The following is a 24,922-nucleotide window of genomic DNA, read 5'->3' on the forward strand; positions in this document are numbered from 1 at the left end:
CGTTCAGCCCCGGCGACACTGGGTGAAAGCCGCGCATTATACCCATCGGGCCGGGCTTGCGGTGATGGCGCGGCGCCAGTCGTCGATGGGGCGACAGTGGCACGGCGGGAAAAATCTGCTAACAATGCACACGGCACGCGCGGCAATGGCTACGCCATAATGCGCGGCGATATCAGAGGAGTAATTCATGACCAGCACCGCAAACGCCGTAGAAGGCGACAAGATTCTCATCGTCGACGACGATCCGGGCCTGAGCAGCCTGCTGGACCGTTTCTTCACCAGCAAGGGCTTCCGTGTCCGCAGCGTGCCCAACGTCGAACAGATGGATCGCCTGCTGGCCCGTGAAGTGTTCAACCTGGTGGTGCTCGACCTGATGTTGCCTGGCGAGGACGGCCTGTCCGCGTGCAAGCGCCTGCGCGCCTCGAACAACCAGATTCCGATCATCATGCTCACCGCCAAGGGCGATGAGCTCAGTCGTATCAAGGGGCTGGAGCTTGGTGCCGATGACTACCTGGCCAAGCCGTTCAACCCGGATGAGCTGGTGGCCCGGGTCAAGGCCGTGCTGCGCCGCCAGGCCCCGGCTGTGCCAGGCGCGCCGGGCAGCGAGGAAGAGACCGTCACCTTTGGCGACTACGAATTGTCGCTGGCCACCCGCGAGCTCAAGCGCGGTGAAGAAACGCACATGCTCACCACCGGCGAGTTCGCCGTGCTCAAGGCCCTGGTGATGCATGCTCGCGAGCCGCTGACCCGCGACAAACTGATGAACCTGGCCCGTGGCCGTGAGTGGGATGCCCTGGAGCGTTCCATCGACGTGCAGATCTCGCGCCTGCGCCGGATGATCGAGCCCGATCCTTCCAAGCCGCGTTACATCCAGACCGTATGGGGTGTGGGCTACGTCTTCGTGCCGGACGGAAACGCCGGCAAATGAGCCTGCCGGCTCGTCAGGGTGCAGCAGGGCGACCCATGCGGGTCGCCCTGTTTTCGTCTACGGCGACCGGCCTTTTCAGCACAGTAGTTGATCGATGAAAACGCCTCTCTGGTTCCCGCAAAGCTTCTTCGCCCGCACCCTCTGGCTGGTGCTGATCGTCGTGCTGTTCTCCAAGGCGCTGACGCTCGTGTACCTGCTGATGAACGAGGACGTGCTGGTCGACCGCCAGTACAGCCACGGCGTGGCCCTGACGCTGCGTGCCTATTGGGCAGCGGATGAAGAGAACCGCGACCAGATTGCCGAGGCCGCCGGCCTGATCCGCGTGACCGGCGCCGGCGTGCCGGAGGGCGAGCAGCACTGGCCCTACAGCGAGATCTACCAGCGCCAGATGCAGGCCGAGCTGGGCGAGGACACCGAAGTGCGGTTGCGTATCCACGCGCCGCCCGCACTGTGGGTGAACGCCCCGAGCCTGGGCCCGGGCTGGCTCAAGGTGCCGCTGTATCCGCATCCGCTGCGCGGGCAGAAGATCTGGAACGTGCTTGGCTGGTTCCTGGCCATCGGCTTGCTGTCCACGGCTTCGGCCTGGATCTTCGTGCGCCAGCTCAACCAGCCGCTCAAGCGTCTGGTGTTCGCCGCCCGCCAGCTGGGCCAGGGGCGCAGCGTGCGCTTGCCGATCAGTGATACACCCAGCGAAATGACCGAAGTGTATCGGGCGTTCAACCAGATGGCCGAAGATGTCGAGCAGGCTGGGCGCGAACGCGAGCTGATGCTGGCGGGCGTTTCCCACGACTTGCGCACGCCGCTGACCCGGCTGCGGCTGTCGCTGTCGCTGATGGGCAACGAAAGCGACCTCAGCGAAGACATGGTCCGCGATATCGAGGACATGGACGCGATCCTCGACCAGTTCCTGGCGTTCATTCGTGACGGGCGTGACGAACCGGTGGAGGAAGTCGACCTAAACGACCTGATCTACGAGGTGGTAGCCCCCTATAACCAGCACGAGGAGCAGGTGCGCCTGTGCCTGGAGCCGATTCCACCGTTCCCGCTGCGCCGTGTCTCGCTCAAGCGCATGCTGGGCAACCTGATCGGCAACGCCCTGCATCACGCCGGCAAGGGGGTCGAGGTAGCGGCCTATGTGTCGGGTGACCAGAGCGCGCCTTATGTGGTGCTCAGCGTGCTGGATCGGGGGACGGGCATCGACGAGTCGGAGCTGGAGACCATCTTCAACCCGTTCATCCGTGGCGACCGGGCGCGGGGCGGCAAGGGTACCGGGCTGGGGCTGGCCATCGTCAAGCGTATCGCCGCGCAGCATGGCGGCAATGTCGAGTTGCGCAACCGCTCTGGTGGCGGGATCGAGGCGCGGGTGCGGTTACCGTTGGGGTTGTTGCTGCCGCGTAACGCCGTGTGATTGCCGGGGCCGCAAAGCGGCCCCGGAATATCAACCCTTGCCCTTGGTCCGCGTCTGATTCGGCCCGCTGTTCTTTTCCAGGTGCTCGATGATCATCCCGGCCACGTCCTTGCCGGTAGTCACCTCGATCCCCTCCAGGCCCGGCGACGAGTTCACTTCCATCACCAGCGGCCCATGATTCGAACGCAGGATATCCACACCCGCCACGCTCAGCCCCATCACCTTTGCTGCGCGAATCGCGGTCATGCGTTCTTCAGGGGTGATCTTGATCAGGCTGGCCACGCCCCCGCGATGCAGGTTGGAGCGGAACTCGCCCGGCTTGGCCTGGCGCTTCATCGAGGCGATCACCTTGTCGCCGACCACGAAGCAGCGGATATCGGCGCCACCGGCCTCCTTGATGTACTCCTGGACCATGATGTTCTGCTTCAGGCCCATGAACGCCTCGATCACCGACTCGGCGGCCTTGGTGGTCTCGCACAGCACCACCCCGATGCCCTGTGTGCCTTCGAGCACCTTGATTACCAGCGGCGCGCCGTTGACCATCTGGATCAGGTCGGGGATGTCGTCCGGCGAGTGGGCGAAGCCGGTGACCGGCAGGCCAATACCGCGCCGCGACAGCAATTGCAGCGAGCGCAGCTTGTCCCGCGAGCGGGCGATGGCCACCGATTCGTTGAGCGGGTAGACGCCCATCATCTCGAACTGGCGCAGCACCGCGCAGCCATAGAAGGTGACCGAGGCGCCGATGCGCGGAATGACCGCGTCGAAGCCTTCCAGGGGTTTGCCGCGGTAGTGGATCTGCGGCTTGTGGCTGGCAATGTTCATATAGGCCCGGAGCGTGTCGATCACCACCACTTCGTGGCCCCGCTGGGTACCGGCCTCGACCAGGCGGCGGGTGGAATACAGACGCGGATTGCGCGACAGCACAGCGATCTTCATGCAGCACCTGTGACAGGGGAAAGGGTGGCCGCGAAGGCCGGTTTGTCCTGAACGTACTTGAGGCCGGGGTTGACTACCAGTTGGCCGTGGATGAGCGCCTTCGAGCCGAGCAGCAGGCGATAGCGCATGCTCTTGCGGCAGGCCAGGGTGAACTCGACCTCCCAGACCCGGTCACCGAGCGCCAGGGGCGTGCGGATCACGTAGCGGGTCTGGGCATGGCCGTTGGAGCTCTTGATCGTCTTCATGGTGACCATGGGCGCTTCGCAGCGCCGGCGGCGCAGTTGCACCACCGAGCCCAGGTGAGCGGTGAAGCGTACCCATTGCTGGCCATCGCGCTCGAACGGCTCGACCTCCGTGGCGTGCAGGCTGGAGGTACTGGCGCCGGTGTCGATCTTGGCGCGCAGGCCGGCGACGCCGAGGCCGGGCAGGGCGACCCACTCGCGCAGGCCGATCACAGTCAGGTGGTCAAATGTCTTCACTAAGCGTGCCCTGCGGATAAGGAGGTGAACTGTAATGACGGCACGGACTTTTTGCATCTGTCAGTCACGGTAGTACAGTTCCGTGAAAGACAGAATTCGAGGAAAAACCATGGCACAAAAGCCTGAAGACGACGACAAGGTACGCCTGGACAAATGGCTGTGGGCAGCGCGCTTCTACAAGACCCGCGCATTGGCCAAGGCGGCCATTGAAAGTGGCAAGGTGCACTGCCGGGGCGAGCGCTGCAAGCCGGGCAAGGAGCCACGGGTGGGCGATGAGTTCGTGCTACGCACCGGTTTCGACGAGCGCACCGTGGTGGTCAGGGCATTGTCGGTGGTGCGCCGTGGCGCGCCCGAAGCACAGACGTTGTACGAGGAAACCACCGAGAGTGTGAAGCGCCGCGAGCAGGCCGCTGAAATGCGCAAGGCAGGGGCGATGGGCGTGACCACCGACGGGCGGCCGACCAAGAAGCAGCGCCGGCAGATTCACCAGCTGCACGGCAGTTTCGAGTGACGAGGGCCGCGTAGCGGCCCCGTGAACAATCAGGCGGCGCGAATCACGCTCATCCGCCCGATCAACGGCAACCTGCCCAGCAGGTCGAACAGCGGTGCCGTCCAGCGCAGCACCGCTGCGCTGCCTTTGGCCGCCAGCGGCGTGTAGCAGCTCCAGCCCAACGCCAGCACCGCCATCAGCAAACCACCGATGTAGTCATCCTGCCCCCAGTGGGCACCGGCGACCAGACGCGGCAGCATGAACAGCAGGGCCAGCCCCCACACCAGCAGGTACTGCAGCGGGCGGCGGCTGAACAGGCTCATGAACAGTGCCCAGACCAGCAGCACCGAGGCGTGATCCCCGGGGAAACTCTTGCTCGAGCGGTCCTTGAGCTCCCAGGCCGCCTCCAGGTTCGGGTAGTAGTCACTGAGGTGCACCACGTCGTCGAACATCATCGACGGGCTCTTGTGTTGCCACCCGGCTGCATCGACCCACTTGGAAAACAGCGCGCGAATCACCACTAAGAGGAGTAGCGTGATCAGAAAACCGAAAAAGGCCTGGCGGACCTGGACTGCCTTGAACACCCAGTCACCACGGATAAGCACTGCCAGAAGGATCAGGCCGACGACGATGTCGAACGGGCGCAGGCTGCCAACGGTCCAGATGTAGCGCCAGGTGGTGCTGTCGGCCAGTGGCGCATTGAGGCTGTGGAACAGCCACTCGTCGAATGTCAGGCAAAGGATCTGGCCAACGGGCCACAACCAGAAACACAGTAGTGCGATGGGCAGCAGGGTGCAGGCTGCCAAAGGTCCCCAGGACCACCTTGCTTGGAACAGTGGTCGATTGTCCATAAAATACCTCGATATCCAGCAGGAAATGAGCGCCTTGTGAGCGCTCTGCGACAGACCTTTCAGTCTCCTGTAATTATTTTGTAACCATTTTCAGAAAGCCAGACAACCATGAGCGACTTGCCAGATACCGATTTCACCCAACGCTTCCTGTTCGACGACCGCGATGTGCGCGGCGAGATGGTCGTGCTCGAAAGCAGCTACGCCGAGGTGCTGGCCAAGCACGACTACCCGCAGCCGGTAAAGCATCTGCTCGGTGAACTGATGGCCGCCGCCGCGCTGCTGGTCGGCACCCTGAAGTTCGACGGGTTGCTGGTGCTCCAGGCGCAGTCCCAGGGCCCGGTTCCGCTGCTAGCCATCGAGTACACCAGCGAGCACGACATCCGTGGCCTGGCGCGCTACGAGGCCGAGCAGATCAAGGCGGATGCCAGCCTTGCCGATCTGATGCCGGGTGGTCACCTGGTGCTGACCATCATTCCGGTCAACGGCCAGCGTTACCAGGGCACCGTCGAGCTGGACGGCAAGGACCTGTCGGAGTGCTTCACCAACTACTTCGTCATGTCGCAGCAGGTGAACACCTGCATCTCCCTGGCCGCCGATGGCGCCCGCGCCCGTGGCCTGCTGGTGCAGCAGCTGCCGGCCGAGATCCACAAGGACAGCGAGGAGCGCGAGGAAAGCTGGGCTCACGTCAAGGCTCTGGCCAACACCGTGAAGATCGAGGAACTGCTCGGCCTGGACAACGAAACCGTGCTGCACCGCCTGTACCACGAGGACGCGGTTCGCCTGTTCGATATCCAGCCGCTACGCTTCCGCTGCAGCTGCTCGCGCGAGCGCTCCGGCAACGCCTTGGTCAGCCTCGGCGAGCAGGATGCCAATGCGCTGGTGGCCGAATGTGGCGGCCAGGTCGAGATCGATTGCCAGTTCTGCAACGAGCGTTATGTGTTCGACGCGAGCGATGTTGCGCAATTGTTTGCTGGCGGTGGCACCGAGGCGCCATCAGAAACTCAGCACTGAAACGGTTCACTACAGGAAATACTCCTGTCGAATTGCGCAAAAGCGCAGTTCTGACAGGAGGGGCCTACTTTTTTTGGGCTTTTCTGGCATAATCCGGCCACTTTTTTCGCTGTAGTAGTTTTTTCGAGACAACTACAAAACGTTTGGAGCACTCGGCCTCGGGCCGGATGGGGTATCTCATGACGCAAGCCAACAACACCGTGTACACCGACCTGAGCGTCGATGAGCTGGTAAAAGAAGCGCTGTCCCGCGGTGAAGGCGTGCTGGCCGATACCGGCGCGCTGGTGGTGGAAACCGGTCACCGCACCGGCCGTTCGCCGGCTGACCGTTTCATCGTCGAAGAACCTTCCACCCAGGACCAAATTGGCTGGGGCCCGATCAACCGCAAGTTCCCGGCCGACAAGTTCGATGCCCTGTGGGACCGCGTCGAGGCGTTCAACAACGCCCAGGATCACTTCGTTTCCTACGTTCACGTAGGCGCTGCCGCCGATCACTACCTGCCGGTCAAGATGACCACCCAGACTGCCTGGCAGAACCTGTTCGGCCGTTGCCTGTTCATCAACCCGGCCCAGTACAACCCGGCTGGCCGCGATGAGTGGCAGGTTCTCAACGTCGCCAACTTCGAGTGCGTGCCAGAGCGTGACGGCACCAACTCCGACGGCTGCGTGATCATCAACTTCGCCCAGAAGAAAGTGCTGATCGCCGGCATGCGTTACGCCGGTGAAATGAAGAAAGCCATGTTCTCTGTGCAGAACTTCCTGCTGCCGGCCGCCGACGTGCTGCCGATGCACTGCGCCGCCAACATCGGCGAAGCGGGTGACGTCACCCTGTTCTTCGGCCTGTCCGGCACCGGCAAGACCACCCTGTCGGCCGACGAAAGCCGTTACCTGATCGGTGACGACGAGCACGGTTGGGGCGAAGGCGTGGTCTTCAACATCGAAGGCGGTTGCTATGCCAAGTGCATCGACCTGTCCGAGAAAAACGAGCCGGTCATCTGGAAAGCCATCAAGCACGGCGCCGTGCTGGAAAACGTCGTCATCGACGATGCCAAGCACGCCGACTACGCCGACGTGAGCCTGACCCAGAACAGCCGTGCAGCCTACCCGCTGACCCACGTAGCCAAGGTCTCCGAGAAGAACCTGGGCGGTGAGCCGAATGCGGTCATCTTCCTGACCTGCGACCTGACCGGCGTGCTGCCTCCAGTGTCGATCCTGAACAACGAGCAGGCGGCCTACCACTTCCTGTCCGGCTACACCGCGCTGGTCGGTTCCACCGAAATGGGTTCGGGGAGCGGCATCAAGTCGACCTTCTCCACCTGCTTCGGCGCACCGTTCTTCCCGCGCCCAGCCGGCGTCTACGCCGAGCTGCTGATCAAGCGCATCAAGGCGTTCGGCTCCAAGGTCTACCTGGTCAACACTGGCTGGACCGGTGGTGGCTACGGCGTTGGCAAGCGTTTCAGCATCCCCACCACCCGTGGCGTGATCGCTGCCATCCAGAGCGGCGCGCTGGTCGGTGCAGAAACCGAGCACCTGGACATCATCAACCTGGACGTGCCGAAGGTCGTTCCGGGCGTCGAGACCGAGCTGCTCAACCCGCGCAACACTTGGGCTGACAAGGCTGCCTACGACGAAGCTGCCAAGGGCCTGGCCACACTGTTCACCGAGAACTTCAAGAAGTTCGACGTTTCCGACGCCATCAAGGCCGCTGGTCCGCAGCTGTAAGCTGCTGCCGGTTCGGATAAGGAAGCCGCCCCTCGGGGCGGCTTTTTCGTGGTTGAAATCATGGCCACTGTTGCCGTGCATGCAGGATTCGGAGGATGTCGACTTCGTCATCCTGTACCTGATAGATCATCACGTAATTGGGCGTTACCACAATTTCGTGTGTATCAACGCATCTGCCGGGCTTGTACAGACGCGGATTGCGAGCGGCGCGTCTGGCCTTTTCCCTGAAGGCTTCATCCAGTGCCTCGGCCGCTGCCGGATTGTCTTGTGCAACGAGAGTCATGATGCGCAGACGATCATTGCGAGCCATTGTCGACCAGACAAGGCGCATCAGCGGTTTTTGGCTCTCAGCTCGGCTCTGCGGGCGGCAAAGAACTTCTCGACCTCTTCGTCATCCAGCGCGGGTGATGAATCGCGACGGCTTGCTTCGACCTGTTCGCTGAACCAGGCGTCGTAGGCCGCCGCCTCATGTGCTCTTTTGAGTGCCTGGGCGCGATCCGGCCGCTGATAGGTGGCGGTCTGTCGCGCATCCCATATCGAGCTATCGACTTCGAAATGGTCGATACCCAAGTCATGCAGGTAGCTGACCAGCGTCTCTAGCTTCTTGAACAGCCGCACGTTGCCGCTACGCTGTGCGGTGAGTACATGCTCCTGATCGTCGACATCCACCTGAACAGCCCAGCCTCCGGGTTGCCCAACGATATGGGTGGCGTTGATTCGACGTCTTTCAGCCAGGCGGCTGAGGTTGGCATGATTCAGTTGCAGAGTCGGCACGGGGGTATGTCTCGGTTTCATGGGACGCGTACTATCTTATGCAATCTATTGTTGATTGCGACTATAGGCGTTCCCAAGCCTATGTGGGAAGCTTCGCTGACATGCAAAGGAAATAAGGTTGTTCTCATGACAGAATCCCCCCAACGCTCCGCCTTCTCCCATTTCCACCCCATCCTCACCCGTCCCCAGGACAACGACCACAATGGCCACCTTGCCGGTTCCACCGTGCATGCCTTCTTCGAAACCGCGATCCAGGCTTTCCTGGTCGAACAGGCCGAGCTGGACCTGCGCGACGGTGAGCTGGCCGCTTTCGTCGTGAGTTCTGCGGCAGACTTCTTCGCCTTGCCTGGCTTTCCCGACGTGCTTGAGGTGGGCCTGGGGGTGACCCGTCTGGCGGGCAGCACCGTTGAGTTCAGCCTGGCGCTGTTCCGCCCGGGCGAGACCGAAGCCTGCGCGGCGGGTGGGGTGGTGCAGGTGTTCATCGAACGCGTGTCGGGCCGCCCGGCGGCACTTCCGGAAACGCTGCAACTGATCCTCGCCGGGCTGTCACTCAATCGTTGAGGCGAATGATCCCTTCGCGCACGGCGAACAGCACCAGGCCGGGCACGTCGTGGATCTGCAGGCGGTGCATGATCTGCGAGCGGTGCGCCTCTACGGTCTTGATGCTCAACCCCAGGCCGTCGGCGATGGAGCGAGTGGTCTCGCCCCGGGCGATCAGGCGCAGGATCTCCAGCTGGCGGGTGGTCAGGGGCGGCGGCTGGACCTGATTGGCAACGCGCTTGCGGCTGTGCTTGAGGGCCTGGCCGATGACCATCGGCAGCACCGCCGAAGACAGGTACTGGCCACCGCCGCGCAGGGTCTGCAGGGCCTGCTCCAGCTCGGTCACCGTGGCGTTCTTGAGTAGGAAACCATGGGCGCCGAGCTGCAGGCAGCTCATTACATGCTCAAGCTCCGAGCGTGGCGAGAACATCAGCACCCGGCTGGCGGGAGCGCGGATGAACAGTTCCTGCAGGGCCTGTTGGCCGTCCAGTTCGCCGCTCATGTCGAGCACCACGATGTCCGGCTTGAGCTTTTCGGCCAGGCTCACGGCATTCATGGCATCACCGGTGTCGCCCACCACGACGAAATCTTTCTTCTGCTCCAGCAAGGCACGCAGGCCGGCGCGGAAGAGGGGCGAATGATCGGCAAGCAGGATTCGGCAAGGCATGGATTAGGGCCTGTTTCGCAAGGGAAGGGGGCGGCAGGCCTGCTCGATCCGAAAGCGCACTGCCGCGCAACTGCGCGATCAGTCCTTGTCTGCCGATTGGCGCGGCAGTGCCTATTATCATAGGCGTTCAAACACCGACGGCAGTAGCGGGCGCAGTGGCAGGCCCAGCGCGTGGACGCTTTCGCTGTGGCCGATGATCAGCAGGCCACCGGGGCGCAGGTGCGCCAGCAGCTGCTGGAGCATCTCGCTCTTGTAGCGTGGCGCCAGGCTCGACAGCAGGTTGCGCAACAAGATGACGTCGAAGCTGCCGAGGTGGGCAGGCAGGGGCCGGATCAGGTTGATGGCCTCGAAGCGTACCTGTTCGCGCAGGGCGGGTGCGATGCGTAGTCGCCCGGCCATCTCGCCGACACCGCACAGGCAGTGCTGGGTCAGCCAGCCCTCGGGGAAGTAGCGGGCCTGGGCGATGTCGTAGATCCCGGCGCCTGCGGTTTCCAGCAGTTGCGGGTCGAAATCGCTGGCCAGCAGCTGCCAGCCTGGGTGGCGGGCTTTTTCTGCGGCGACCATGGCCAGGCTCCAGGCCTCCTCGCCGGTGGCGCAGGCTGCGCTCCACAGGCGAGCGGGGTGGTCGAGCTCGGCCAGCCAGCGGGCTAGGCATTCGAAATGGCGATGTTCGCGAAAGAAGTAGCTGTCGCGGGCGACCAGCAGGCGCAGCAGGTGCTCGTGCTCGTTTGTGCCCTGTGGGCTTTCGAGCAAGCTGAGGTAATGCTCGAAGCTAGCCAGGCCCAGCGCTTTCAGGCGCTTGTGCAGACGTGCCGCGACCACGGCCCGGCGATCATCGGCCAGTTGCACGCCGGTAGCCTGCATCACGCGCTGGCGTATCGAAGCAAAGCCGGCTTCGCTGAGCAGTGGCGGGCGGCGGCTGGGCATCCTTCAGCCTCTCCTGGCTCGGGGCAGACAGATGAGATCGGTGAAGGTCGCGCGCATTCCCTGCGTCCTGTACGTGGTCGAAACAGCGATGATAACTAGTGGCTAGTGGCCTCCATATCGGGGTGGCCCTTAATCCCCTGGCTTGTCTGCAAACGAAAAGGCCCTGCCGGTGAGGGCAGGGCCTTAGGCGTCAGGCTTAAGCCTGGCGATCAGTCATGGCGCCAGTGGCGTTTGTGCTTGCGGTGGCCGTAGTGATGGCCGCGGTCGTAATGGCGGCGGTCATCGTAGTCACGACGGTAGCGGCGCGATTCATGGCGCTCGTCTTCGTCGGCCTTGTTGCCCATGTAGTTACCCAGTGCGCCCCCGGCGCCACCGCCGGCCGCCGCACCGATGTAGCTACCGGTGGTACCGCCCACCGAGCGACCAACCACGTTGCCGCCGGCCGCGCCCAGTGCGCCACCGATGGCCGCTTCGCCGCGCTGGCGCTTGTCGGCACCCAGGGCACCGCCGGCCGCGCCGCCCAGGCCGGCACCAATGGCGCCGCCGGTGCTACCACCGATGGAGTTGCCCACCACGGAGCCCAGTACCCCACCCAATGCGCCGCCAATGCCGGCCTCGGTGGTGCCGCCTGCCATGGCAACGCCGCTGAGCAGACCGAAAGACAACAACAGAATCGAGGAGTACTTCTTCATCAAGAGAGCCTCAGAGGGATGACGAAGCGGAATTTGAAGCTCGGCGAAGCGGCTGGCAATCGGAATCCGACGAGTAGCACGAGTTGTACACAATTCTCTAAGTTATTGAATTATGTATGAAACTTTCTCGATTTTTGCTTGTCTGAGGTACTTATGACAAAGCCCTGAACCGTTGTGGAACAGGGCTTTTTTGTGGGCGGCGTTCAGCATTGCCGGGCGCGAATCAGATGATGCGCCCGTCGTCCCGCGCGCGCTCCAGCTTGATGGCGATGAACTTCGACGTCGGCGTGTGGCTGCCGTCACCGATGCTCTCCAGCGGCACCAGCGGGTTCACCTCTGGGTAGTACGCCGCCGCCTGGCCGGCGGGGATGTCGAACGCCAGAAGGGTGAAGCCATGCACCCGGCGTACGTGCTCATCACCCCACAGTGACACGATGTCGACCTTCTGCCCCGGCTGGAAGCCCAGACGGACGATGTCGGCTTCGTTGGCGAACAGCACGTCGCGTTGGCCGCGCACGCCGCGGTAGCGATCATCCATGCCATAGATGGTGGTGTTGTACTGATCGTGCGAGCGCATCGACTGCATGATCAGGTCCGGGAGCTGGCCGCTGGCGCGCACGCGTTCGTCGAGCAGGCTGTCCGGTAGGAGGTTGGCCTTGAAGTTGGCGCGGCCGCTGGCGGTCTTCCACTGGCGGCTGCCGGCGCTGTTGCCGAGATAGAAGCCGCCGGGCAGTCGCAGACGCTCGTTGAAGTCGGTGAAGCCCGGTATGGTGTCGGCGATCAGGTCGCGGATGCGGTCGTAGTCGGCCACCAGCCAGTGCCAGTCCACTGGCTGCTTGCCCAGGGTGGCGGCGGCGATGCCGGCAACCACGGCTGGCTCCGAGCGCATCTGTCGAGACAGCGGCTTGAGCTGGCCGTTGGAGGCGTGGACCATGCTGAAGGAGTCCTCCACCGTCACCGCCTGCGGGCCTTCGCCCTGCAGGTCGATATCGGTGCGGCCCAGGCATGGCAGGATCAACGCCTGTTTGCCGTGAATCAGGTGGCTGCGGTTGAGCTTGGTGCTGATGTGCACGGTCAACTCGCAGTTGCGCAGCGCCTGGGCGGTGCGCTCGGTGTCCGGTGTGGCCTGGGCGAAGTTGCCGCCCAAGCCGATGAACACCTTGGCCCGGCCTTCCAGCATGGCGTGGATGGCCTCGACGGTGTTGTGACCGTTGTGGCGTGGCACCGGGAAGCCGAAGCGTTTTTCGATGGCATCGAGCAGGAACACCGGTGGGCGTTCGTTGATGCCCATGGTGCGGTCGCCCTGCACGTTGCTGTGGCCGCGCACCGGGCACAGGCCGGCGCCCGGTACCCCGAGGTTGCCGCGCAGCAGCATCAGGTTGACGATTTCCTGGATGGTCGGCACCGAATGGCGGTGCTGGGTGATGCCCATGGCCCAGCACATGATCACGCGTTTGCCTTTGCAGTACATGCGTGCCGACAGCTCGATATCGGCCAGGGTCAGCCCGGACTGGGCCTGGATCTGTTCCCATGGGGTGGCGTGGACCAACGCCAGGTAGTCGTCCACGCCATGGCCGTGTTCGGCGATGAAGGCATGGTCGAAGATCGCCGGCGCCCCGCTGGCCTGGGCCTCACGCTCCCATTGCAGCAGGAACTTGGCCATGCCGCGCAGCAGCGCCATGTCGCCGCCCAGCGCCGGGCGGAAGAATGCCGTGTTGGTCGGACGGTCGCTGTTTGTCAGCATCTCCAACGGGTTCTGCGGGTGCTGGAAACGCTCCAGGCCACGCTCCTTGAGCGGGTTGACGCACACCACCTGGGCGCCGCGCTTCACCGCGTCGCGCAGCGGGTCGAGCATGCGGGGGTGGTTGGTGCCGGGATTCTGGCCCCAGACGAAGATCGTGTCGGCGTGCTCGAAATCGTCGTAGGTGACCGTGCCCTTGCCCACGCCGACGCTCTGGCCCAGGGCCACGCCGCTGGCCTCGTGGCACATGTTCGAGCAGTCGGGGAAATTGTTGGTGCCGTAGGCGCGCACGAACAGCTGATAGAGATAGGCCGCCTCGTTGCTGGCCCGGCCGGAGGTATAGAACTCGGCCTGGTCGGGGCTTGCCAGGTTGTTCAGGTGCCGGGCGATCAGGGCGAAGGCGGCGTCCCAGTCGATCGGCCGGTAACGGTCGGTGAGCGGGTCATAGACCATCGGCTCGGTCAGTCGGCCCTGATACTCGAGCCAGTAGTCGCTCTGCCCCAGCAGCGCGCTCACGCTGTAGCGGGCGAAGAACGCGGCGTCCACCCGGCGCTTGGTGGCTTCCCAGTTGACCGCCTTGGCGCCGTTCTCGCAGAACTTGACCATGCCGCTTTCGGGCGAGTCGCCCCAGGCGCAGCCGGGGCAGTCGAAGCCGCCGTTCTGGTTGGTCTTGAGCAGGGCGCGGATGTTCTTCAGGGCGTTGTCGCTGCCCACCCAGGCCTTGGCCACGCTGCGCAGCGCACCCCAGCCTCCGGCGGGGCCGGGATAAGGTTTGTAGCGAGGGGTGGAGGCGGGGGCGTTGTCTGGCAGTTTTTCGTAGGAGGTCACGGCTGTTGCTACTCCGCCGCTGGGCTGAACACCCGCGGTGCGCTGTGTTTGGGCAGATGAATGAGGTTGAGGTTGTGCTTGCGGGCCCATTGCAGGGCCAGGCCGGTGGGCGCGGAAAGGCTCACCAGGGTCTGGATGCCGGCGCGCAGGACCTTCTGGATCAGTTCCAGGCTGCAGCGGCTGGTGACGATGGCCAGCCCCCCTTGGGTGTCGATGCGCTGGCGCAGCAGGGCGCCGATCAGCTTGTCCAGGGCGTTGTGCCGGCCAATGTCCTCGCGGCCCAGCAGCAGCTGGCCGTCGCGGTCCATGAACAGTGCCGCGTGCACCGCGCCGCAGTGCTGGCCCAGTGGCTGGAAGGCATCGATGCGCTGGCGCAGGTCTTTCAGCCAGTGCGCGGGCGGCAACGGCGCCCCGGGCAGCACCTTCAGTTCGGGCAATGCCTGCTCCAGGGCCTCGACGCCGCATAGGCCGCAGCCGCTGGTGCCGGCCAGCTGACGGCGCTGATTCTTCAGGTTCCAGAAAGCGCGGCTGGAGATCTCCAGGTCGGCATACAGCGCCGAACCGCTGCCGGAGAGCTTCACATCGTAGATTTCCTCGGTACCGGCGACGATGCCGCTGCCCACGCTGAAGCCGACGGCGAAGTCTTCCAGGTCGGTCGGGCTGACCAGCATCACCGCCTGGTTCAGGCCGTTGTAGACGATCGCCAGCGCCACTTCCTCGGCCAGCGGGGTATTGTCGCGGGCGGCATCGGAAAGCTGGACATAGTCGTAGGTGTTGCTGGCGGCGGGCAGGGCAAAGGGCGTGGACGCCGCGCAGACCGGTGGCTTGCTGTTCATCGGGGCGAATACCGGCTGGCAGTTTGACCCCACAAGCCTAGGCCCCTGTACCGGTGGCGTCTAATCGCTAGCGTCTATGTCGTGATAGAGCGCGTCGATTGGTCGCAGCGGGGCGGGATGGCCGATCCTGGCCTAGACTCCTGCTTCCATGGATTCACCATCAAAGGAGCGCCACATGAGCCTGTTCAGTTTCGTGAAGGAAGCCGGCGAGAAGTTGATCGACCTGCTGACCCCCGGCAATGCCAATGCCGAGGAACAGTTGAAGAAACACGTCCAGGACGTTGGTTTGGGCAACCCGAACATCTCGGCCACTGTAGAGGGTGACAAGGTCATCCTCAAGGGCGAGGTAAGCAGCCAGGAAGAGAAAGAGAAGATCATCCTGGCGGCCGGCAATATCGCTGGCGTGGCCTCGGTGGATGACCAGATCACCGTCACCGGGCCGGTGGCCCAGGCGGCCCGGTTCATCGAGGTCGAGAAGGGTGACACCTTGAGTGCCATCTCCAAGCGTGTCTATGGCGACGCCAACAAGTACAACAAGATCTTCGAGGCTAACAAGCCGATGCTCAAACATCCGGACAAGATCTATCCGGGGCAAGTGCTGCGTATTCCTGACTGAGGGGGCGCTTGTAGGAGCGGCTTTAGCCCGCGGTGCCTGGCACCCGCGTCGCGGGTGATCGCGGCTGAAGCCGCCCCTACGGGGCGAATGCGCAGTTACAACCCTGCCAGCAACGCCCGATAATCCTCTACTGCCCCGAACTCCTGGGTATCGCGTGGCTCGGCCCGACTATCCGGCTGGCGCACAGCCAGCAGGTGCCCCACGCCAAATTGCCGGGCACTGCGCAGAATCGCCAGGGTGTCATCGATGAACAGGCTGCGCGTCGGCTCGAAGCCGATGTCTGCCTGCAACGCATCCCAGAACTGCGGGCTCTCCTTTGGATAGCCATAGTCGTGCGAGCTGATCAGCCGTTCGAAGTAAGGCGCCAGTTCAACCCGCTCCAGCTTCAACGACAGCGAGTCACGGTGCGCGTTGGTGATCATCACCACCCGCTTGCCGGCCTTGCGAATGGCGGCGAGGAAGGTATCGGCATCCGGCTTCAAGGCGATCAGGTCGGCGATCTCCAGCTTGAGCTCGCGGATTGGCAGGCGCAGTTCACGGCTCCAGAAGTCCAGGCAGTACCAGTTGAGCGTGCCGGCATGCTGTTCGAACAGCGGGCGCAGCTCGAGCTCGGCCATGGCCCGGCTCACGCCATGCAGCTCGGCGTAGCGCTGGGGCAAGTGCTCCAGCCAGAAGCGGTTGTCGTAATGCAGGTCGAGCAGGGTGCCGTCCATGTCCAGCAGGACGGTATCGATGGCGGACCAGGGAAGAACGGGCATGGGAAATTCTCGATCAGTCGGCAAGCCACGGTATAGTAACCCGTTCACGCCAAGGAGCCGCCCCATGCGCCAGAAACCCACCGTCCTCAGCCGCGAGATCGTCGCCAGCAGCCGCCTGTTCCGCGTCGAAGCCGTGCAGTTGCGCTTCTCCAACGGTACCGAGCGCACCTATGAGCGACTGGTCGGCCGTGGCAACGGCTATGGCGCAGTGATGATCGTGGCCATGCTCGATGCCGAGCATGCCGTGCTGGTCGAGGAATATTGCGGCGGTACCGACGAATACGAGCTGTCGTTGCCCAAGGGCCTGATCGAACCGGGCGAGGACGTGCTCGCCGCCGCCGACCGGGAGCTCAAGGAAGAGGCCGGTTTCGGCGCGCGTCAGCTGGAACACCTGACAGAGCTGTCGTTGTCGCCCGGTTACATGAGCCAGAAGATCCAGGTGGTCCTGGCCACCGATCTGTACGAAGAGCGTCTGGAGGGCGACGAACCCGAGCCGATGCGCGTCGACAAGGTCAACCTGCGCGAGCTCTCGGCCCTGGCCATGCACCCGCAGTTCAGCGAAGGCCGGGCGCTGGCGGCGCTGTACCTGGCCCGTGACCTGCTGATCCAGCGTGGGGTGTTGAGCGTATGAATGATCGGCAACTGATGCAGGACGTCGCCAAGCTCGCCTTGTTGGCCGGCGAGGCGACCTTGCCGTTCTGGCGCGCTGACGTGGCGGTAAGCAACAAGGCCGACGATTCACCGGTGACCGCTGCCGACCTGGCGGCCCATCGGGTTATCGCCGATGGCTTGCAGGCGTTGGCGCCGCAGATTCCGGTGCTCTCCGAAGAGGACTGCGACATCCCGCTGGCAACCCGCGCAGGCTGGCAGCGCTGGTGGCTGGTCGATCCTTTGGATGGCACCAAGGAGTTCATCGCCGGTAGCGAGGAGTTCACCGTCAACATCGCGCTGATCGAAAACGGCGAGGTGGTGTTCGGTGTGGTGGCGATGCCAACCAATGGCCGCTGTTACTTCGGTGGGCGCGAGTTCGGTGCCTGGAGGGCCGAGCGTAACGAAGAGGCTCAAACGATCCAGGTGCGTAATGCCCCACCGGCACAGGAGCGGTTTACCGTTGTCGCCAGCCGTCGGCATTCGAGTCCGGAGCAGGAAGCGCTGCTGGCGGGGCTTGGGAGTGCGGTGGGGGAGCTGGAACTGGCCAACATCGGCAGCTCGCTGAAGTTCTGCCTGCTGGCCGAAGGCAGTGCCGACTTTTATCCGCGGCTGGCGCCGACCTCGCAGTGGGATACTGCGGCTGCCCAGGGCGTGCTGGAGGGAGCCGGGGGCGAAGTGATCGGGCTGGACGGGTTGCCGTTCCGCTACCCACCGCGTGAGTCGCTGCTCAATCCGTTCTTCCTGGCGTTGCCCCGCGCGGCTGAATGGCGTCAGGCGCTCGTCGAACTGGCGAGTGCGATCAAAGCTTGAGCTCGTCGGGGCCGCTACGCGCCCCATCGCCGCGGTTCGTCGCCACGACAAGCCGGCTCCCACAGGAGTCACCGTTATCTTTGTGGGAGCAACTGTCTTGAGGGGATTTTTTGAGAACGATCCTTTCAGCGATGCAGCACGTACTGCCCGCTGAACGTCACCGCAGTCTCGTCACTACCCTCGTTGCTCACCATCGTCTCCAGCGTCAGCCGCGCCCGCCCGCGACGCTGGTACATCGTCAGGAACCGCTCCCAGGTCTTCTCGTCCGGCGCCGGGCAACGCGCCACGGCAGCCCCGGTGACTGGCAGCGGGTAGCTGATCTGCCCTTCCTGGATGACGATATGCCCGTCATCGATCCCCAGCTCGCGCAGACGCAGGTGCAGCCAGCCCCAGCCCACCAGCACCGCGCCGCAATACAGGCTGCCGCCGAACATGGTGCTCTTGTGGTTGACGTTGGGCGCCAATGGCAGCTTCAGGCGCAAGGTGTGCGCCTGCCAATCGATGACTTCCATGCCCATCTCGCGGGTCAGCGGAATATCGCTGTGCAGTACGGACTGCAGGTACTGGCTGTCGTTGCTCATTGACGGTTGTCCTCCTGGTCGTCGTGCCCGCCAAAGCTCAGGCTGTGCTTGCGCAGTTTGTCGTGCAGGGTCTTGCGCGGGATGCCAAGGGCCTCGGCGAGGCTGCGCATGGAGCTGTGCGGCTGCATCAGCTCGGCGGCGATCAGCGAGCGCTCGAACTGCTCGACCTGCTCGCTGAGGTTACCGGCCGGCACCGGGACATGGATATCGTTGGCCGCCGCAGGCGCCTGGCCATCAAGGGCCAGCTCCAGGCCAAGGGCGAAGCGTTCGGCGGCATTCTGTAGCTCGCGTACATTGCCCGGCCAGTCGTGGCGCAGCAGCAGGGCACGCTGCGCCGGTTGCAGGTTGTGGGGCGGCAGGCCATGGCGTTCGCTGGCGGCGTCGGCGAAGTGCTGGAACAGCACCAGGATGTCGTCGCCGCGCTCACGCAGCGCGGGGATACGCAGCGGTGCGACGTTCAGGCGGTAGTACAGGTCTGCACGGAAACGCCCTTGGTCGGCGGCTTGGCGCAGGTCTTCCTTGGTGGCGGCGATGATACGGATATCCAGCGGGATCAGCTGGTTGCCGCCCAGGCGCTCGACCACCCGCTCCTGCAGCAGGCGCAGCAGCTTGACCTGAACATCCAGGCTCATGCTTTCGATTTCGTCGAGGAACAGCGTGCCGCCATTGGCGAATTCGAACTTGCCGATGCGGCGCTTCTGCGCACCGGTGAAAGCGCCCGGCTCATGGCCGAACAGTTCGCTCTCGACCACCGACTCGGCCAGGGCGCCGGCATTGATCGCCACGAACGGGCCGTCGCGTCGGCTCGACAGGTCGTGCAGGGCACGCGCCACCACTTCCTTGCCGGCGCCGGTCTCGCCAAGGATCAGCACGTCGGCGCGAGTGCCGGCCAGGGCGCCGATCTGCTCGCGCAGGCGCTGCATGCCGGGGGATTGCCCGACCAGGCGCGTGGCCAACTGCTGGCGATCGCTCAGGGCCAGGCGCAGGCTACGATTGTCCAGCACCAGGCGGCGCAGGGCCAGGGCGCGGCGCACGCTGTCGAGCAGGGCGTCGCTGGCGAAGGGTTTCTCCAGGAAGTCATATGCCCCGGCGCGCATGGCCTGCACTGCCAGTGGCACATCGCCGTGGCCGGTAATCAGCAGCACCGGCAGTTCGCTGTCACGGGCGTGCAGTTGCTCCAGCAGTTGCAGGCCATCGATGCCGGGCATGCGGATATCGCTGACCACCACGCCCGGCCAGTCCTCCTCCAGGCGTTCGGCCAGGCCCTGGGCGTCGGCCAAGGCCACCACCTTGAGCCCGGCCAGGTCCAGGGTCTGGCTCAGGGCTTGGCGCAGGTGCGGGTCATCATCGACCAGGATCACCTGGGCACGGCTGTCGATCGGTGTCTCGGTGCTCATGCCGAGGTATCCTCCGAAGATTGCAGGTTGGCGCCGGGCTTGGCCACGCGCAGTTTCAGGGTCAGCAGGGCGCCGCCTTCCGGGTGGTTGCCCAGCAGTAGCTCGCCGCCGAGCGCGTGCATCAGGCTTTCGCAGATGGCCAGCCCCAAGCCGAGGCCCTGGGTGCGGGTCTTGGTGGTGAAGAACGGCTCCTTGGCGTGCTCCAGCGCCTGGCGGCTGAAGCCTGGGCCATTGTCGCGAATGTACAGGTAGACGCAGCCGTCTTGGCGCTCGGCACTCAGCCACAGCCTGCGCGGGTTGGCTTTTTCGGTCAGGGCATCGAGGGCGTTGGCCAGCAGGTTGCCCAGCACTTGGCGCAGGCGGGTCTCGCCGGCCTGTACCCACAGCGTGGCCTCGGGCAGGTCGCGCACCAGTTCCACGGCCATGGCTCGGCGACGCTTGGCCAGCAGCGCCAGGGCATCATCCAGGGCCGGTTGCAGGGCAACGCTCTCCGGGGCGTGCTGGTCGCGGCGGGCGAAGGCGCGCAGGTGGGCGATGATCGAAGCCATGCGCCCGGTCAGTTCGCCAATCAGCTTGAGGTTGCCGCGCACATCTTCGGTGCGCTGATGGTCGAGGAGAATCTCGGCGTTCTCGGCATAACTGCGAATCGCCGCCAGCGGTTGATTGAGCTCATGGCTGATGCTCGCCGACATGGTGCCCAGTACCGACAGTTTACCGGCCTGGACCAGTTCGTCCTGGGCGCGCACCAGCTCCTGCTGGGCGCTTTCGCGCTCCAGCACCGCGCTCTTGAGGCGGGTATTGAGGCCTTCCAGGTCGGCGGTGCGCTCGATCACGCGCTTTTCCAGCTCTTGCCGGGCAAGGGCCTCGAAGTCGATGCGGTCGATATAGTGGCGTCGGCGCTGCATCACCAGGCCAGCCAGGAGCATGGTCACCAGCAGCGCACCGCCACCGATGGCCATGACCGTCTGCACTGAGCGATCGACCAGCAGGCGCGGGGCGAGGATGTTCACTTGCCAGCCGGTTTCCTTGATGTCGCGGGTCTGGACCAGCCAGGCGTCGCGGTTGAGGCTCAACGGCTGCGGGGCCTGGGTCGGGTAGGGCTGGATGGCGACGATGGCCTGGCGCTCGGCCGCGGTCAATTCGCGGGTGGCGCGGAAACGCCAGTCCGGGCGCGAGGTGAGCACCACCACGCCGTTCTGGTCGGTCAGCAGCAGTTGTTCCGGCGTGCGGCCCCACAGGGTTTCGGTGTGGTCGAGGTCGACTTTGACCACCAGCACGCCGATTACCTTGTCGCGATCATGGACGGCGGCAGCGAAGAAGTAGCCGCGCTTGGCCGAAGTGGTGCCCTGGCCGAAGAACCGCCCCAGCCGCCCCTCCATCGCCTCGATGAAGTACGGGCGGAACGAGAAGTTGCGGCCGACGAAGCTGTCCTGCTTGTCCCAGTTGGACGCGGCCAGAGTGTTGCCGCTGATATCCATCAGGTACATCACCTCGGCACCGGTCTGCTGGGTGATGCCCTTGAGCAACCGGTTGGCGTTGGTCACCGCCTCGAGGCGCAACGGGTCGGCCAGCACGCCGCGCAGCGCCGGCAGGTCGCCGAGGATCTTTGGCAGGGTTTCGTAGCGGTGCAGGGTGCCCAGCAGGTTGGCGACGTAGAGGTCGAGGGTCTGGCGGTTCTGCGAGGCCAGTTCATCCTGGTAGTAGCGCTCGGCCAGGTGGTGCAGCGGCCACAGCAGCGGGGCCAGGCACAGCGCCAGCAGGGCCAGGCTGCGCCAGCGGGGGCGGCGGGGAGGCGTGGGTCTTGGGATCATCGCGGTTGATTGCGCCAGAAAGGTCTGGCGCAATTATGCGCTACTTGAGGCAGTCGATGAGTGCATCGTGCCAGTGCGGTTGGCAGACGTGCCATTCACGGGCCAGGCGCGAACAATCCAGGCGTGAGTTGAGCGGTCGTCTTGCCGGTGTCGGGTACTCGCTGGAAGGGATCGGCAGCAGCTCGGCGCAAGACCGCCCCTGGGCCTTGAGCTGGTCAGCGATTGCCTGGGCGAAGCCGAACCAGGAAGTTTCACCCTGGGCGGTCAGGTGGTAGGTGCCCCAGGCGCCTGCCTGGCCGTTGCACCAGCGCTCGATCAGCGCGCGGGTGCTGGCGGCGAGGGTGCCCGCCCAGGTTGGGGCGCCGATCTGGTCGTTGACGACTTTCAGCTGTGGACGTTCCTGAAGCAGGCGCTGCATGGTCAGCAGGAAGTTGCGTCCATGCAGCGAATAGACCCAGCTCGTGCGCAGTATCAGATGTTCACCGGCGACTGCGGTGATGGCCTGTTCGCCCGCCAGCTTGCTTCGGCCATAGACGCCCAGTGGATTGGGGGCGTCATCCTCGTTGTAGGGGGCTGGTTTGCTGCCGTCGAAGACATAGTCGGTGGAGTAGTGGATCAGCGGTGCGCCGAGCCGTGCGGCTTCTTCGGCCAGTACCCGGGGCGCTTCGGCGTTGATGGCGTGGGCCTGCTGTATTTCGCTTTCGGCCTGGTCGACTGCCGTGTAGGCGGCGGCATTGATGATCAGGTCGGGCGCCATCTGACGCAGCGAGGCGCGCAGTTGCTCCGGTTGGGCCATGTCGAACCCGTCACGACCGAGCCGCTGTACATCGCCCAGGCCGTGCAATGATTCCTTGAGTGCCAGTGCAACCTGGCCGTGGCGGCCGCAGACGAGGATCTTCATGGGAGCAGCTGCGCATCGGCAAATGACATGGCGGCCTGGTCTTTGGCCGACAGCAACGGTTGCAGGCCGTTCAGCTGCCAGTCGATGGCCAACTGCGGGTCGTCCCAGCGTATGCTGTGCTCGGCGTCGGGGTTGTAGTAGTCGGTGGTCTTGTAGAGCACCTCGGCCGATTCGCTCAACACCCGGAAACCATGGGCGAAACCGGGTGGCAGCCACAGCTGGCGGTGGTTGTTGACAGACAGTCGCACCGCCACCCACTGGCCCAGGGTTGGCGAGCTGCGACGGATGTCCACCGCCACGTCGAGTATCTCCCCCTGCAGCACGCGGACCAGCTTGCCCTGGGCATTCTGCAACTGGTAGTGCAGCCCACGTAGCACGCCGTGCCGGGAGCGAGAGTGGTTGTCCTGGACGAACGGCGTGTCAACACCGGTGCGCAGGGTGAAGTCGCGGGCGTTGTAGCTTTCGTAGAAGAACCCTCGGCTGTCCCCGAACACCTTGGGTTCGATGATCAGGACCTCCGGGAGTGCGGTGGCGATGATATTCATGACTGTTCTTCGGCCAGTTGGCTCAGGTATTGGCCGTAGCCGGTCTTTTGCAGTTCGCAGGCCTTGGCCAGTAGTTGCTCACGGCTGATCCAACCGTTCTGGAAGGCGATCTCTTCCAGGCAGGCTACCTTCAGCCCCTGGCGATGTTCGAGGGTCTGCACGTACTGCGAGGCTTCCAGCAGGCTGTCGTGGGTGCCGGTGTCGAGCCAGGCGAAGCCGCGGCCGAAGCGTTCCACGCGCAGGTCGCCGCGTGCCAGGTAGGCGTTGTTGATGTCGGTGATCTCCAGTTCGCCGCGGGCTGACGGGCGGATGCTCTTGGCGATGTTCACCACATCGTTGTCGTAGAAGTACAGGCCGGTCACGGCAAAGCTGGACTTGGGTTGCCGGGGCTTCTCCTCGATCGACAACGCCCGGCCATCGGCGTCGAACTCGATCACGCCAAATCGCTCCGGGTCCTTTACCCAGTAGCCGAACACGGTGGCGCCCGAGGTGTGCTTCACTGCACGCTGCAACTGTTCGCTGAAGCTCTGGCCGTGGAAGATATTGTCGCCAAGAATCAGGCAGACGGCATCGTCACCGATGAACGACTCTCCGATCAGGAACGCCTGTGCCAGCCCGTCGGGGGACGGCTGTTCGGCATAGCTTATGTGAATGCCGAACGGGCTGCCGTCACCGAACAACTGGCGGTACTGCGGCAGGTCTTGTGGCGTGGAGATCAGCAGGATGTCGCGGATGCCGGCGAGCATCAGCACCGATATCGGGTAGTAGATCATCGGTTTGTCGTAGATCGGCAGCAACTGCTTGGAGACACCGAGGGTGATGGGGTGCAGGCGGGTGCCCGTGCCGCCGGCCAGGACGATTCCTTTAGTCATGCGATCAGGTCCTTGAAGTCCGAATTGCCCAGGCGCTGTCCTTGATAGCTGCCGTCCTGGACCTGGCGGCACCACTCGAGATTGTTCAGGTACCACTGCACGGTCTTGCGCAAGCCCGAGGCGAAGGTTTCCTGCGGTACCCAACCGAGCTCACGCTCGATCCTGCCGGCATCGATAGCGTAGCGCAGGTCATGCCCCGGGCGGTCCTGGACGTGGGTGATCAGGTCGGTGTAGCGGGTCACCCCGGCGGGGTGCGCAGGGGCCAGCTCTTCCAGCAGCGCACACACGGCCTGCACCACGTCGATGTTCCGCTGCTCGTTGTGGCCGCCGATGGTGTAGGTCTGGCCGACCTCTCCAGCGGTAACGATCCGGAGCAGGGCTCGGACGTGATCCTCGACGTACAGCCAGTCGCGGACTTGCTGGCCATCGCCGTACACCGCAAGCGGCTTGCCGGCCAGGGCGTTGAGGATCATCAACGGGATCAGCTTTTCTGGGAAGTGATACGGGCCGTAATTGTTGGAGCAGTTGCTGATCACTGTCGGCAGGCCGTAGGTACGTTGCCAGGCGCGGACCAGATGATCGGCTGCCGCCTTGCTGGCCGAGTAGGGAGAGCTGGGGGCGTACGGGGTGTTTTCATCGAACAGTCCGTCGGGGCCGTGCAGGTCGCCGAACACTTTGTCGGTGGAAACGTGGTGGAAGCGGAACGTGTCGCGGGCAGGCTTTTCCAGCGAGCTCCAGTAACCGCGAGCGGCCTCCAGCAGGCTGTAGGTGCCGACGATATTGGTGTGAATGAAGTCCGCCGGGCCATCGATGGAGCGGTCGACGTGCGACTCTGCGGCCAGGTGCATGATGGCGTGTGGCTGGAACCTGGCAAGCATGGCGCTGACACTGACCTGGTCGGCGATATCAGCCTGGACAAATTCATAGCGGGGGTTGTCGGCGATCCGCTGCAGGGACTGCAGGTTGCCCGCGTAGGTCAACTTGTCGAGATTGAGCACTTCATGATCGGTGTGTTCGATCAGATAGCGGACCAGGGCCGAGCCGATGAATCCGGCGCCGCCGGTGACGAGAATGCGCATGTGCGGGTGCCTGTGCGGAAAGTGTATTGCCAGATGCCTAGCTTGTTGGCTGGGGCCGCTCGTGGCAAGTCG

The 24,922-nt window shown here is 64.2% G+C and carries 27 protein-coding genes; 9 read left to right on the forward strand and 18 right to left on the reverse strand.

Features of this window, described 5'->3' with window-relative positions; all coding sequences use genetic code 11:
- Positions 1-187 precede the first annotated feature (187 nt).
- Positions 188-928, forward strand: a complete 741-nt coding sequence (gene ompR / locus KHO27_RS23345; protein ID WP_102683460.1) for an osmolarity response regulator transcription factor OmpR — start codon at positions 188-190, stop codon at positions 926-928.
- Positions 929-1,022: 94 nt separating this feature from the next.
- A complete protein-coding gene (locus tag KHO27_RS23350) occupies positions 1,023-2,336 on the forward strand; it encodes an ATP-binding protein (RefSeq protein WP_214500843.1) in 1,314 nt (437 codons plus the stop codon).
- Positions 2,337-2,366: 30 nt separating this feature from the next.
- On the opposite strand, the gene rimK is transcribed toward KHO27_RS23350, so the two are convergent.
- Positions 2,367-3,272: a 30S ribosomal protein S6--L-glutamate ligase gene (gene rimK / locus KHO27_RS23355; protein WP_046857513.1), complete on the reverse strand. Its 906-nt coding sequence runs from the start codon at positions 3,270-3,272 to the stop codon at positions 2,367-2,369.
- Positions 3,269-3,751 carry a retropepsin-like aspartic endopeptidase RimB gene (gene rimB / locus KHO27_RS23360; RefSeq protein WP_110700168.1) on the reverse strand — a complete coding sequence of 161 codons (483 nt, stop codon included), beginning with the start codon at positions 3,749-3,751 and terminating at the stop codon, positions 3,269-3,271. Before rimB ends, rimK begins: the two co-directional genes overlap by 4 nt.
- Positions 3,752-3,860: 109 nt before the next feature.
- On the opposite strand from rimB, the gene KHO27_RS23365 reads away from it, so the two are divergent.
- Complete coding sequence (locus tag KHO27_RS23365; RefSeq protein ID WP_214500844.1) at positions 3,861-4,262, forward strand: RNA-binding S4 domain-containing protein; 402 nt, start codon at positions 3,861-3,863, stop codon at positions 4,260-4,262.
- A gap of 29 nt (positions 4,263-4,291) precedes the next feature.
- On the opposite strand, the gene KHO27_RS23370 is transcribed toward KHO27_RS23365, so the two are convergent.
- Positions 4,292-5,092, reverse strand: a complete 801-nt coding sequence (locus tag KHO27_RS23370; protein ID WP_214500845.1) for a phosphatase PAP2 family protein — start codon at positions 5,090-5,092, stop codon at positions 4,292-4,294.
- 108 nt (positions 5,093-5,200) lie between these two features.
- Here KHO27_RS23370 and hslO point away from each other — a divergent pair, with 108 nt between their 5' ends.
- Both hslO and KHO27_RS23380 read left to right on the forward strand, forming a co-directional pair.
- Entirely contained in the window at positions 5,201-6,103 is a 903-nt protein-coding gene (gene hslO, locus KHO27_RS23375; protein ID WP_110700172.1) for an Hsp33 family molecular chaperone HslO, read from the forward strand.
- 179 nt (positions 6,104-6,282) lie between these two features.
- On the forward strand, positions 6,283-7,824 hold the full coding sequence (locus KHO27_RS23380; protein ID WP_102683456.1) for a phosphoenolpyruvate carboxykinase: 1,542 nt from the start codon (positions 6,283-6,285) through the stop codon (positions 7,822-7,824).
- Between the two features lie 58 nt (positions 7,825-7,882).
- Here KHO27_RS23380 and KHO27_RS23385 read toward each other — a convergent pair whose 3' ends face one another.
- The gene (locus tag KHO27_RS23385) at positions 7,883-8,155 is read right to left on the reverse strand and encodes a type II toxin-antitoxin system RelE/ParE family toxin (RefSeq protein ID WP_214500846.1); all 273 of its coding nucleotides are present in this window, start codon (positions 8,153-8,155) and stop codon (positions 7,883-7,885) included.
- Positions 8,155-8,598 (reverse strand): ParC-related protein, encoded by a 444-nt coding sequence (locus tag KHO27_RS23390; RefSeq protein ID WP_214500847.1) that lies wholly within the window; start codon positions 8,596-8,598, stop codon positions 8,155-8,157. Before KHO27_RS23390 ends, KHO27_RS23385 begins: the two co-directional genes overlap by 1 nt.
- A 126-nt stretch (positions 8,599-8,724) precedes the next feature.
- Here KHO27_RS23390 and KHO27_RS23395 point away from each other — a divergent pair, with 126 nt between their 5' ends.
- Entirely contained in the window at positions 8,725-9,159 is a 435-nt protein-coding gene (locus KHO27_RS23395) for an acyl-CoA thioesterase (RefSeq protein ID WP_110700176.1), read from the forward strand.
- On the opposite strand, the gene KHO27_RS23400 is transcribed toward KHO27_RS23395, so the two are convergent.
- The 5 genes from KHO27_RS23400 to fdhD form a co-directional block, all read right to left on the reverse strand.
- Positions 9,149-9,805 (reverse strand): response regulator, encoded by a 657-nt coding sequence (locus tag KHO27_RS23400; protein WP_102683455.1) that lies wholly within the window; start codon positions 9,803-9,805, stop codon positions 9,149-9,151. The genes KHO27_RS23395 and KHO27_RS23400 overlap by 11 nt on opposite strands.
- Positions 9,806-9,922: 117 nt before the next feature.
- A complete protein-coding gene (locus tag KHO27_RS23405) occupies positions 9,923-10,732 on the reverse strand; it encodes a CheR family methyltransferase (RefSeq protein WP_214500848.1) in 810 nt (269 codons plus the stop codon).
- A 209-nt stretch (positions 10,733-10,941) separates the two neighbouring features.
- Positions 10,942-11,424 (reverse strand): glycine zipper domain-containing protein, encoded by a 483-nt coding sequence (locus tag KHO27_RS23410; RefSeq protein WP_046857505.1) that lies wholly within the window; start codon positions 11,422-11,424, stop codon positions 10,942-10,944.
- A 223-nt stretch (positions 11,425-11,647) separates the two neighbouring features.
- Positions 11,648-13,993, reverse strand: coding sequence for an FdhF/YdeP family oxidoreductase (locus KHO27_RS23415; protein ID WP_214500849.1), 2,346 nt, complete (start codon positions 13,991-13,993; stop codon positions 11,648-11,650).
- A gap of 8 nt (positions 13,994-14,001) precedes the next feature.
- Entirely contained in the window at positions 14,002-14,829 is an 828-nt protein-coding gene (gene fdhD / locus KHO27_RS23420; RefSeq protein WP_102683452.1) for a formate dehydrogenase accessory sulfurtransferase FdhD, read from the reverse strand.
- A gap of 175 nt (positions 14,830-15,004) precedes the next feature.
- Between fdhD and lysM the strand changes: the two genes are divergently transcribed.
- Positions 15,005-15,445 (forward strand): peptidoglycan-binding protein LysM, encoded by a 441-nt coding sequence (gene lysM / locus KHO27_RS23425; RefSeq protein ID WP_111532485.1) that lies wholly within the window; start codon positions 15,005-15,007, stop codon positions 15,443-15,445.
- 95 nt (positions 15,446-15,540) lie between these two features.
- Here lysM and yrfG read toward each other — a convergent pair whose 3' ends face one another.
- On the reverse strand, positions 15,541-16,203 hold the full coding sequence (gene yrfG / locus KHO27_RS23430; protein WP_111532486.1) for a GMP/IMP nucleotidase: 663 nt from the start codon (positions 16,201-16,203) through the stop codon (positions 15,541-15,543).
- Positions 16,204-16,267: 64 nt separating this feature from the next.
- On the opposite strand from yrfG, the gene nudE reads away from it, so the two are divergent.
- Entirely contained in the window at positions 16,268-16,834 is a 567-nt protein-coding gene (gene nudE, locus KHO27_RS23435; RefSeq protein WP_023630347.1) for an ADP compounds hydrolase NudE, read from the forward strand.
- The gene (gene cysQ, locus KHO27_RS23440; RefSeq protein WP_214500850.1) at positions 16,831-17,664 is read left to right on the forward strand and encodes a 3'(2'),5'-bisphosphate nucleotidase CysQ; all 834 of its coding nucleotides are present in this window, start codon (positions 16,831-16,833) and stop codon (positions 17,662-17,664) included. Before nudE ends, cysQ begins: the two co-directional genes overlap by 4 nt.
- Positions 17,665-17,789: 125 nt before the next feature.
- On the opposite strand, the gene KHO27_RS23445 is transcribed toward cysQ, so the two are convergent.
- The 7 genes from KHO27_RS23445 to rfbB are packed head-to-tail and all read right to left on the reverse strand — an operon-like array spanning position 17,790 to position 24,850.
- Positions 17,790-18,245: a thioesterase domain-containing protein gene (locus KHO27_RS23445; protein WP_110700188.1), complete on the reverse strand. Its 456-nt coding sequence runs from the start codon at positions 18,243-18,245 to the stop codon at positions 17,790-17,792.
- Positions 18,242-19,642, reverse strand: coding sequence for a sigma-54-dependent transcriptional regulator (locus KHO27_RS23450; protein WP_102683446.1), 1,401 nt, complete (start codon positions 19,640-19,642; stop codon positions 18,242-18,244). The genes KHO27_RS23445 and KHO27_RS23450 overlap by 4 nt, the downstream gene beginning before the upstream one ends.
- A complete protein-coding gene (locus tag KHO27_RS23455) occupies positions 19,639-21,453 on the reverse strand; it encodes a sensor histidine kinase (protein ID WP_110700193.1) in 1,815 nt (604 codons plus the stop codon). Before KHO27_RS23455 ends, KHO27_RS23450 begins: the two co-directional genes overlap by 4 nt.
- Before the next feature lie 40 nt (positions 21,454-21,493).
- Complete coding sequence (rfbD, locus tag KHO27_RS23460) at positions 21,494-22,354, reverse strand: dTDP-4-dehydrorhamnose reductase (protein ID WP_111532488.1); 861 nt, start codon at positions 22,352-22,354, stop codon at positions 21,494-21,496.
- A complete protein-coding gene (gene rfbC / locus KHO27_RS23465) occupies positions 22,351-22,899 on the reverse strand; it encodes a dTDP-4-dehydrorhamnose 3,5-epimerase (protein ID WP_214500851.1) in 549 nt (182 codons plus the stop codon). The genes rfbD and rfbC overlap by 4 nt, the downstream gene beginning before the upstream one ends.
- Positions 22,896-23,771: a glucose-1-phosphate thymidylyltransferase RfbA gene (gene rfbA / locus KHO27_RS23470; protein ID WP_110700200.1), complete on the reverse strand. Its 876-nt coding sequence runs from the start codon at positions 23,769-23,771 to the stop codon at positions 22,896-22,898. Before rfbA ends, rfbC begins: the two co-directional genes overlap by 4 nt.
- Positions 23,768-24,850 carry a dTDP-glucose 4,6-dehydratase gene (gene rfbB, locus KHO27_RS23475; protein ID WP_214500852.1) on the reverse strand — a complete coding sequence of 361 codons (1,083 nt, stop codon included), beginning with the start codon at positions 24,848-24,850 and terminating at the stop codon, positions 23,768-23,770. The genes rfbA and rfbB overlap by 4 nt, the downstream gene beginning before the upstream one ends.
- Between the last annotated feature and the right edge of the window lie 72 nt (positions 24,851-24,922).

It is taken from the genome of Pseudomonas sp. RC3H12, assembly GCF_018596375.1.
Lineage (GTDB): Bacteria > Pseudomonadota > Gammaproteobacteria > Pseudomonadales > Pseudomonadaceae > Aquipseudomonas.